Genomic DNA, 10,494 nt, shown 5'->3' with positions numbered 1-10,494 from the left:
TGTTCACAAGACCATCGTTATGAACAAGTTTGACGAGAAGTGTTCATAAGGCAATCGTTATGAACAAGTATAGCCAGAGGTGTTCACAAGGCACCCGTTATGAACAAGTTTGACGAGAAGTGTTCATAAGACTCGCGTTATAAATAGAATTTTTTATTACGAAGTTTCTCAGACTTAAAATGATTATTACAAACTCTTTTTATAGTGTGTGACCTAAACGGATAACACCACTGGATGGCTTCTTCAAATGTAAAGCCGTCTCTTTTTAAATAATAGAGTTCTTTCAAATTGTACAGGACGATTTCTTCGCATTTAATCTTAGAGTGACAGTACATGCAGTTAGAGTAGATTTTATTTTCTATTATTTTGATTGTGTGCATTTTTCTACAACTTGGACATTTTACACCTGCTAAACTGAGATCGAAGTATGGTGTGATTTCTTTTTGATAATAAGTTGAGTGGATTTTCTTGTGTTGTAATAAAAAGTTTAAAAGTGCGGGGTTAAACTTTGATGAATGGGATTGTAAGATTTCTTTGATTTGGTTCAATTGATTGAAATAGATAATATTCTGATTATGTGGCCAGGTTCCAACTGGGATAAAATGAGGATTTGTAAAAATGATAAAAGTTTGAATATTTATATGTATACCATTTTTATACAGTAATTTTTCTAATTCGAATTTCATAAATTTTGTTTGTTTAATGGGGGATTTCGTAGTTAATCCGTAACTACTTTTTAAGTAATCTTGTTCGAAATGCCACTCGTCTCTATAATGTTTAATTTCAAATAAGAAAAGTGTATTGTCTGTTGCGACTAAATAATCAATTTGGACATGATGTTGATTACCGAATTCGAAATCGTAAATATAGCTGATGTTAGGTATCGTGTTTAAAAACGATTTGAAATAGCGTTCGCCTTCTTTGCCGTTGTAATAAGTGAGAAGATTATTCCTCTCATCTTTCGTTAAAATCTTCCGAGATTCAAGTGCGAGTAAATATTGATAGTAGTCGGATGCGTTCATATAGGACTCCTTTCTGTTATTTATTGGTGATTCGATTTTACTTCGTTTATGCAAAATTTTCTATCAAATCAATGTAAGCGACTGTAGATGAATTTTCTCTGTCGCTTTTTATATTGATTTACGTTATAATTATACGATGAGTTTTTAAAAAGGAGCGATAGATATGGCTGTAAAACCACTTGTTACGGTACCAAATCCAATGTTAAATAGAGAAGTTAAAGATGTTGTGACTTTTGATGAGTCTTTAAAAGCATTAATTGCTGATTTAGAGGATACAATGTTTGAAAATGATGGGGTGGGTATAGCTGCACCTCAAATTGGAGTTGATCTTAAAGTTGCGATTGTTGATATGGAGCAAGAAGGTATTTTGCAGCTGATCAATCCAACGATTGTTTCTCAATCTGAAGAAACTGAAGCTGATGTAGAAGGTTGTCTCAGCGTACCTGGTGTCTTTGGAGAAGTGAACAGAAGTAAAATGATTGTCGTGAAAAGTAATGATTTAAATGGTAATCAAGTTGAACTAACTGCATATGATGATATTGCACGAATTATTTTACATGAAGTAGATCATTTATATGGTGAGTTATTCACGGATAAGATGACGAAAGAAATTAGTGAAGAAGAATTAGAGGAGATGTATAAGGATGAGTAAAATTGTATTTATGGGTACACCAGATTTTTCTACAGGCATTCTTGAAATGTTAATCGAAGAACATGAAGTGATTGCAGTTGTTACTCAACCTGATCGTCCGGTAGGTAGAAAAAAAGTACTGACACCACCTCCTGTTAAAAAAGTAGCAGTTGAACATAATATTCCAGTATATCAACCTGAAAAATTAAATCATTCACCAGAATTAGAAGAGATTATTAATTTACAACCTGATTTAATCGTTACTGCAGCATTTGGGCAGCTATTACCAAAATCATTATTAGATGCGCCAAAATATAAAGCAGTTAATGTACATGCTTCATTGCTACCTAAATATCGCGGTGGTGCTCCGATTCATTATGCAGTTATGAATGGTGAGAAAAAGACAGGCGTAACAATTATGTATATGGCAGAAAAATTAGATGCAGGTAATATTATTAGCCAAGATGAAATCGACATTAAAGAGAACGACACAGTAGGAGATGTTCATGATCAACTAGCAGTACTCGGTACAGCATTATTGAAACGAACTTTACCTACTATTTTTAATGGAACAAATGATAGCATTCCTCAAGATGAATCACTTGTAAGTTTTGCTTCTAATATTTCAAGAGAAGATGAAAGAATTGACTGGACACAAGATGCTGAATCAATCCATAACCATATAAGAGGATTATCACCTTGGCCAGTTGCTTATACAACGATGAATGATAAAAATATGAAATTGTGGCGCAGTGAAATTGTAAGAAATGTTAAAGGTAATCCAGGAGAAATTGTTGAAACAACTAAATCAGCTATTATAGTAGCAACAGGCAGTGAAGATGGTGTTGCTTTAACTGAAATACAATTAGCAGGTAAGAAACGTGTGCAAACACGAGATTATTTAAGCGGATTACAATCAAAAATTGATGGGACTAAATTAATATGATGAAAAACAATGTAAGAAACGTTGCATTAACGATTCTAGATGATGTACTGACAGGTGAAGCATATAGTAATCTACAACTTAATGAAGCGATAAAAAACGAAGCCGTATCTAAAAAAGATGTTGGATTATTAACGGAACTTGTATATGGTACTTTACAAAGAAAAATCACTTTAGAATATTTAATTGAGCCTTTTATTAAGACGAAGTTAAAAGGTTGGATGAAACGTCTATTAATCATGAGTGCATATCAATATGTATATTTAGATAAAGTTCCAAATCACGCGATTATCAATGAAGCTGTTAATATTGCTAAAGTACGCGGTGATTTACACAATAGTAAAGCAATCAATGCGATTCTTAGAAATTTCATGTCTACACCATTAAGAACATTAGATGAAATCAAACATGATGATAAGAAACTTTCAATTGAGGGTAGTGTACCTTTATGGTTAACAAAACATTGGATTACACATTTTGGATATGAAAAGACGAGAGAAATGTGTTTACTCAGTTTAACACCGCCAGATACAACAGTAAGAGTGAATACAACACGCATATCTGTTGAAGATGCAGTTGAAAGATTACAAAGTAATGGTTATACTGTCGAAATAGATAAAGACATAGAAAGATGTTTACATGTTAAAGGTGAAGCTATTGTAAATGATAGATTATTTAAAGATGGTTTATTATCTGTACAAGATAAGAGTTCAATGTTTGTAGCAGAAATTTTGAATCCAAAACCGAATAGTACAGTGTTAGATACATGTAGTGCACCAGGTGGTAAGGCTTGTCATATCGCTGAAATCATGAATCAAACTGGTCATGTTGATGCATTTGACATTCACCCACATAAAATAGATTTAATAGATTTTAATATCAAAAAATTAAGACTTAAAAATGTAACAGCAGCTGTACATGATGCCACTCAGCCTTTTGATCAAACATATGACTACATCCTTGTAGATGCACCGTGTAGTGGATTTGGTGTCATGAGAAGAAAGCCTGAAATTAAGTATGACAAGACGTCAAAGGATGTTGAATCATTGTGGCACTTACAATTAGAAATCCTTGAAAATGCAAGTAAATCTCTCGCACCTAATGGAGAACTTGTGTACTCAACTTGTACAATCGAACAAATGGAAAATGAAAATGTTGTTTATTCATTCTTAAAAGCAAATCCAGAATTTGAATTCGCACCATTTATAGATCCAAGAACAAATCAAGAAACTAAAACATTACAGCTACTACCTCAAGATTATAATTCAGATGGTTTCTTTATTACTAAAATTAAGAGAAAGGAAAATTAATATGCCAGCGATACAGAAAAAACGCAATAAATTTATGCCAAACTTCGAAAGACCTTCAATATATTCATTACAATTAGGAGAATTAGAAGATTGGTTGATCGATCAATCAGAACCAAAGTTTAGAGCTAAACAAATTTTTGATTGGTTATATGTTAAAAGAGTAGATGCTTTTAGCGAAATGACAAATCTTTCAAAAGAATTGAGAGAAAAACTTGTACAATCATTTGAAATTACAACGTTAGAAGTAGCTGTTAAACAAGAAAGTAAAGATGGAACAATCAAGTTTCTTTTTGAATTACAAGATGGATACACGATTGAAACAGTATTAATGAGACATGAATATGGGAATTCAGTTTGTGTGACAACTCAAGTAGGTTGTCGTATAGGTTGTACGTTCTGTGCCTCATCAATCGGTGGTTTGAAACGTAACCTTGAAGCGGGTGAAATTGTTGCACAAGTATTAACAGTTCAAAAAGCTTTAGATGCTACGGATGAGCGTGTCAGCCAAGTTGTTATTATGGGTATTGGTGAACCATTTGAGAACTATGATGAAATGATGGGATTCTTAAAAATCATTAATCATGATAAAGGTTTAAACATCGGAGCACGTCATATAACAGTTTCTACATCAGGTATAATCCCTAAAATTTACGATTTTGCTGATGAATCCCTACAAATAAACTTTGCGTTAAGTTTACATGCAGCTGATAATGAAACACGTTCAAGATTGATGCCTATAAACAGAGCTTATGATTTAGATAAATTAATGGAAGCTATTGAATACTATGTCAATAAAACGAATAGAAGAATCACTTTTGAATATGGTTTGTTCGGAGGTGTAAATGACCAAGTTCATCATGCAAAAGCATTGGCAAAACTAATTAAACATTTAAACTGTCACGTGAACTTAATTCCAGTTAACCACGTACCAGAACGTGACTATGTAAAAACATCAAAAGAAGATATCTTTAAATTTGAAAAAGAATTAAAAAGAAACGGGATAAATGCTACAATAAGACGTAATCAAGGTGCAGATATTGATGCTGCATGTGGACAACTAAGAGCAAAAGAGCGAAAAGAAGAAACGAGGTAACAAATCATGGAAGCACGGTTTTTTACAGATGTCGGTCAATTTCGAGAACAAAATGAAGATGCAGGTGGTATCTATACAAATCAAACGGGTCAAGTTTTATTAGTGATTTGTGATGGTATGGGTGGACATGCTGCAGGTGAAGTTGCAAGCCAATTTGTGAATGATTCACTTAAAGCTAGATTCGAAGATGAAAATTATATTGAATATGATCATGCAGAAGATTGGTTACAATCTAACTTAGCTGATATAAACAGGCAATTATATAACGAGTCTATGAACAATGAGATGTATAGAGGAATGGGTACAACTTGTGTTTGTGCTTTAGTCTATGAAAAAGACATCGTTGTAGCTAATATAGGTGATTCACGTGCTTATTTGATGAACAGTCGTGAAATGATGCAATTAACAAATGATCATACATTTGTTAATCATCTTGTTACGATTGGAGAAATTACGAAAGAGGAGGCTTTCACGCATCCTCAAAGAAACATTATTACAAAAGTTATGGGAACAGATAAACGTGTTAACCCAGATATTTTTTACTACAATACAAAATTTTATGATTATTTGCTTTTAAATTCAGATGGTTTAACAGATTACTTACATGAAGATGACGTTCAACAAATTGTGATGTCTCATAAAGGTACGGTTGATGATATTGGTGAAACGCTTATCGAAGAAACAATCGAAGTCGAAGGTAAAGATAATATCTCGTTAATATTATATCCATTTGAAGGTGGAAAAATATGATAGGTCGCATAATCGCCGGTCGCTATGAATTTGTGAAGTATCTTGGTGGCGGTGGTATGAGTAACGTCTATTTAGCGAAAGATAAGATCTTGAACCGTGATGTAGCAGTGAAAGTAATCAACATACCGCCTTATGAAAAAGAAAAAGCAGTTGAACGATTCGAACGAGAAGTTCAAAATACGACGATTTTAAGTCATAGTAACGTTGTGAATGTACTTGATGTAGAAGAAGATGATAATTGTTATTACCTTGTTATGGAATATATAGAAGGACCAACATTAAAGGAGTATCTATGTAAAGAAGGTAAGTTATCTGCAGATGAAGCGGTTGAAATGACGCTTCAAATCTTAAAAGGTATCGCACATGCTCATCATCATCGAATTATTCATCGAGATATTAAACCGCAAAACATTCTCATGACTAAAAATGGGACTTTAAAAATATTAGACTTTGGTATCGCAAGGGCATTAAGTGAAACAGCTTTAACAGAAACGAATCATGTTATGGGTTCTGTTCAATATTTATCGCCTGAACAAGCTAAAGGTCAATCAACAGATGAATCATCAGATATTTATTCTATTGGTATTGTATTGTATGAATTATTAACAGGACATCCGCCTTTTAATGGGGAAACGCCTGTAAGTGTAGCCATTAAACATATTCAAGAAGAGTTGCCATCTATTAGAAAAGAACGACCATCTATACCTCAAAGTATAGAAAATGTCATTATGAAAGCAACTCGTAAAGAAAAATCACTAAGGTACCGTGATACAAATGAAATGTATTATGACCTTTTAACAGCATTGGACGATGAACGTAAAGATGAATTACCTAGGTATGAGTCTGATTCAGATACTAAAACAATGCCCGTTATAAAAGCTGATGAAGAAGAAAGTGATACAAAGACTGTTCCAATTGCAACGACGCAACAAAATGCTAATGCACAACAGCAAAATATGGAAACAAATAAACCTAAACGTAAGCGTAATAAATGGTTAATCGTTTTTGTACCCATTTTACTATTATGTATGTTAGTAGGTGCAATTGGTTTTGCCTTAACGGCTCCTAAATATGTAGACGTGCCTAACTTATTAGGTAAATCACGTGGTGAAGCCTTAGCTTTAATAGATGAAAAAGGTTTAAGCAAAGGTAAAATAACAGAAGCCTATAGTAATAGCTTTAAAGAAGGCGAAGTTATGAAAGTAACACCTAAAGTAGGTAGTAAGGTTAAAGAAATGACTAAAGTTGATTTAGTGATATCTCAAGGTGTTAAGACGTTTACCATAGAAGATTATGTTGGAAAATCAGCAGACAAAACGAAAAAGCAATTAGAAAAACAAGGCTTTGAATCTGTCCGTATAAAAGAACAGTATGATAAAGCGATGAATGGCACAGTGATTAATCAAAATATCGAACCAGGTTCTAAAGTTGTACCTAAAGATACGATGATTATTTTGACAAAATCAATCGGCGTAAAACAAGAATACGTTAAAGATTATACAGGTGAAGAAATTAGTAAAGCAACTTCTGAACTTGAAGCGCTTGGATTTAAAGTAGAACAATCTGAAGTTGAAAGTGATGAACCAGCAGATACAATCGTTAAACAATCATTTAAAGATGGACAATTGCCAGTCGAATCAACGATTTATTTTGATGTATCTAAAGGTGAAGATAAAGACTCTAACTCAGATAAATCAGATGATAAAGATAAAAAAGATGACAGTGATGATAACGCAAGAGATAAAACATATACACAATCCGTTTATATACCATTTACAGGTTCTGATAGTAAAAAAGGTCAGAAAGTAGAGATCTTTGTTAAAGATAAATCAAATGATATCAAAAAAGTTGCAGATTCCTTTACGATTAAAAAAGATACAACAAGAAGCATTAATTTCACGATTCCAAAAGGCGAATCAGCAGAATATCGCGTTGAAGTAGATGGTAAAGAGGTTGAAAGTAACACAATTGATTACGATGATTTCTAAATATATGAAAAGTATATAGCTATTTGAGGGACTGAAACATTAAACAGTGTTTCAGTCTCTATTTTTATACACTATTGATTTAATGTTTAGTTCTTAGTAAAATTTAGAAAATGAGTCTGGGGTGAAAAATATGCTTCCTTATGTGTCTTTATATGAATATGTATATCGTCAAACAGAACATGCTATTGTAGATGCTGATCAAAAGCACGCTATTTATGAAGAGTATAAAAATATTGTGACCTCATCTCATCTGTCTGATCAAGTCTTTATAGAAGTTATGAATAATTTCTTTTATGATATAGGCTTGTTGAGTACGTCTATTAAAGCATTGAAAATTCCTGACAAACAAGTTGGAATTAAGGTAAGAGCTACTAAAGATGCTTTAGTTGTTACGAAAGTGCTGGATGATATACGCTTTGTTGTTGGTGATGAAATTACACAGTTATCAGGGGATTCTATTGAATATTGTAGAATGAGATATCATCGTTTATTAAAAGATGAACCATACCATAGAGAAGAATGGGGACATATTTTAACTTTCCAAAATGAAGTAGAAGTAAAAAGAGCGAATCAAACTTATCACTTTGAATTGAGACATTATCCGGTGAGTACAGAACATACGATTGATGTGACGGTTAAGGATGATGTACCAATATTAGAATTTAACGGTGATATTCGTTTTGAACAAGCTGTTGAAGCGTTATACAAATTATCCAAAATTCAAGCATCATCTAAAAAAGTCATTTTTGATTTTAGAAATGCACAATTTAAAAATTTGAGTATCGCAGAGTTTCTTATGCCTTATTTTTATGAGATTGGCAATCAAGAAACAATATTAACGAAAGACACACAAGTAAAGGTTGAGCGGGAGCGTCATAAGTCGTTATTTAAGCAAAAATTAGAACGTTTGTATAAAGCATGCAGTGAAATGAATGAACAAGCTTTTTATCAAAATATTTTAGATCAACCTGTTGGTGATTGGAAATTCTTTGATGATGATAAAATTGATTTTATCGGATTAAGTCGATTTGAAGAAATTGTGATTTTGATTGATAAAGATACATCTTATGCAGCTGAATGGCTCGTTTATAAAGTAGTAAAATCGGGAATAGTCAATCTTGTCGGAAGACCAACGAATGGAAATCTAGCGTTTTTAAATATTGTTGATGAAATTATTGATCAACGATTTATACTCAGTTTTCCAGTTGAAAATCTAAATCAATCGATTCAAGATGATGTCGTTTATCCAGATACGCTAATTGAGTGGTCAAAAAGACATGCATTAGTTGACAAAGATATTAAATTTTCAATTGATAATAGTAGTTGATTGATTATTTTCACAGAAAATGAAATAATATGTAAGTATATGAAATTTACAAAAATTCTAGGGGGCATTAACTTTATGGGTAAGCAAATACCAAAAGATAGAGGTCTAGACAGTACATTTAAAGTTTTGAAAGAAGGCTATAAATATGTACCAAATAGACTTGAGAAATTTGATACAAATATTTTTGAATTAAGAGCATTAGGCGGAAGAAGAACAGTTGTAATCAGTGGTAAAGAAGCAGCAGAGCTTTTTTATAATAACGATTTAATTGAAAGACAAGGTACGTTACCAAAACGTGTTGTTAATACTTTATTCGGTAAAGGCGCTATACATACTACTGGTGGTAAAAAACACATAGACCGTAAAGCTCTATTTATGTCATTAATGACTGAAGAAAATTTAGAATATTTGAGAGAACTTACACGTAGTACTTGGTTCATGAATACTGAACGTATGGAAAGAATGGACGAAGTTAACGTTTATAAAGAATCTATTATCTTATTAACTAAAGTTGGATTTAGATGGGCAGGCGTTATCGCGTCTCCTGAAGAAATTGAAAGCTGTGCCCGAGATATGGACACAATGATTGATTCATTTAAAAATATCGGTACTGCATTCAAAGGGTATAGAGAAGCTAAAAAAGCAAGAGATAGAGTGGAAACATTCCTAGAAAATCAAATTATTGCAGTACGTGAAGGTAAATTAACACCTCCACAAGGTACAGCATTACATGAATTTAGTCACTGGGAAGATTTTGAAGGTAATTTAATGGATTCTAGATTGTGTGCGATCGATTTAATGAACGTTGTGCGTCCTCTAGTCGCGATTAATCGTTTTATTAGTTTCGGTGTGAAAGCATTACATGATTATCCAGGAGAAGCAGAAAAAGTCTTCAATAATGAAAATGACTATGCTTATAAATTTGTACAAGAAGTTAGAAGATTCTATCCATTCGTACCTTATTTACCTGGTAAAGCAGCAGTAGATATCGAATTTGATGGCTATACGATTGAGAAAGATACTTTCTTAGTATTAGATATTTACGGAACATTGCATAGAGACGGCTTATGGGAGAATCCAGAAAGGTTCTATCCAAACCGCTTTAGCGATTGGGACGGAAGTCCATTTGATTTAATCCCTCAAGGTGGTGGCGATTATTATACAAACCACCGTTGTGCTGGTGAGTGGATGACAATTATCATCATGGAAGAATCTATGAAATACTTCGCTAGAAACATTTCATATGATATGAAAAAAGACCAAGATCTATCTGTTAATTTAAATAAATTACCAGGTCGTGTCGTAAGTGGTACAATCATTGAAAATGTAAATGCATTAGTAAACCGTAACGTAGAATCAGTTTAATCATGAATTGATTCATTATAATAATATTATTCAGGCTGAAATTTCATTCGAAATTTCAGCCTGAA

At 32.8% G+C, this 10,494-nt stretch carries 9 protein-coding genes; 8 read left to right on the top strand and 1 reads right to left on the bottom strand.

The window, feature by feature from the left end:
* Nucleotides 1-137: 137 nt before the first annotated feature.
* Entirely contained in the window at nucleotides 138-1,022 is an 885-nt protein-coding gene (locus ACJTHF_RS08215) for a nuclease-related domain-containing protein (RefSeq protein WP_058591358.1), read from the bottom strand.
* A 163-nt stretch (nucleotides 1,023-1,185) separates the two neighbouring features.
* On the opposite strand from ACJTHF_RS08215, the gene def reads away from it, so the two are divergent.
* The 8 genes from def (at nucleotide 1,186) to ACJTHF_RS08175 (ending at nucleotide 10,429) form a co-directional block, all read left to right on the top strand.
* The gene (gene def, locus ACJTHF_RS08210) at nucleotides 1,186-1,674 is read left to right on the top strand and encodes a peptide deformylase (protein ID WP_058591359.1); all 489 of its coding nucleotides are present in this window, start codon (nucleotides 1,186-1,188) and stop codon (nucleotides 1,672-1,674) included.
* Complete coding sequence (fmt, locus tag ACJTHF_RS08205) at nucleotides 1,667-2,599, top strand: methionyl-tRNA formyltransferase (RefSeq protein ID WP_048542489.1); 933 nt, start codon at nucleotides 1,667-1,669, stop codon at nucleotides 2,597-2,599. Before def ends, fmt begins: the two co-directional genes overlap by 8 nt.
* Nucleotides 2,596-3,906, top strand: a complete 1,311-nt coding sequence (rsmB, locus tag ACJTHF_RS08200; RefSeq protein WP_181294748.1) for a 16S rRNA (cytosine(967)-C(5))-methyltransferase RsmB — start codon at nucleotides 2,596-2,598, stop codon at nucleotides 3,904-3,906. Before fmt ends, rsmB begins: the two co-directional genes overlap by 4 nt.
* A gap of 1 nt (nucleotide 3,907) precedes the next feature.
* Complete coding sequence (gene rlmN / locus ACJTHF_RS08195; RefSeq protein WP_049319422.1) at nucleotides 3,908-4,999, top strand: 23S rRNA (adenine(2503)-C(2))-methyltransferase RlmN; 1,092 nt, start codon at nucleotides 3,908-3,910, stop codon at nucleotides 4,997-4,999.
* A gap of 3 nt (nucleotides 5,000-5,002) precedes the next feature.
* Nucleotides 5,003-5,749: a Stp1/IreP family PP2C-type Ser/Thr phosphatase gene (locus ACJTHF_RS08190; protein ID WP_025904563.1), complete on the top strand. Its 747-nt coding sequence runs from the start codon at nucleotides 5,003-5,005 to the stop codon at nucleotides 5,747-5,749.
* Nucleotides 5,746-7,737 (top strand): Stk1 family PASTA domain-containing Ser/Thr kinase, encoded by a 1,992-nt coding sequence (gene pknB / locus ACJTHF_RS08185; RefSeq protein ID WP_107603163.1) that lies wholly within the window; start codon nucleotides 5,746-5,748, stop codon nucleotides 7,735-7,737. The genes ACJTHF_RS08190 and pknB overlap by 4 nt, the downstream gene beginning before the upstream one ends.
* A gap of 130 nt (nucleotides 7,738-7,867) precedes the next feature.
* A complete protein-coding gene (locus ACJTHF_RS08180) occupies nucleotides 7,868-9,064 on the top strand; it encodes a hypothetical protein (protein WP_058591361.1) in 1,197 nt (398 codons plus the stop codon).
* Nucleotides 9,065-9,139: 75 nt separating this feature from the next.
* Nucleotides 9,140-10,429: a cytochrome P450 gene (locus tag ACJTHF_RS08175; protein WP_058591362.1), complete on the top strand. Its 1,290-nt coding sequence runs from the start codon at nucleotides 9,140-9,142 to the stop codon at nucleotides 10,427-10,429.
* Nucleotides 10,430-10,494 lie beyond the last annotated feature (65 nt).

It is taken from the genome of Mammaliicoccus sp. RAM2 (assembly GCF_045897195.1).
GTDB lineage: Bacteria > Bacillota > Bacilli > Staphylococcales > Staphylococcaceae > Mammaliicoccus > Mammaliicoccus sciuri.
The sequence above is the reverse complement of the archived record's forward strand: the minus strand, read 5'-3'. Positions and strand labels throughout refer to the sequence as shown.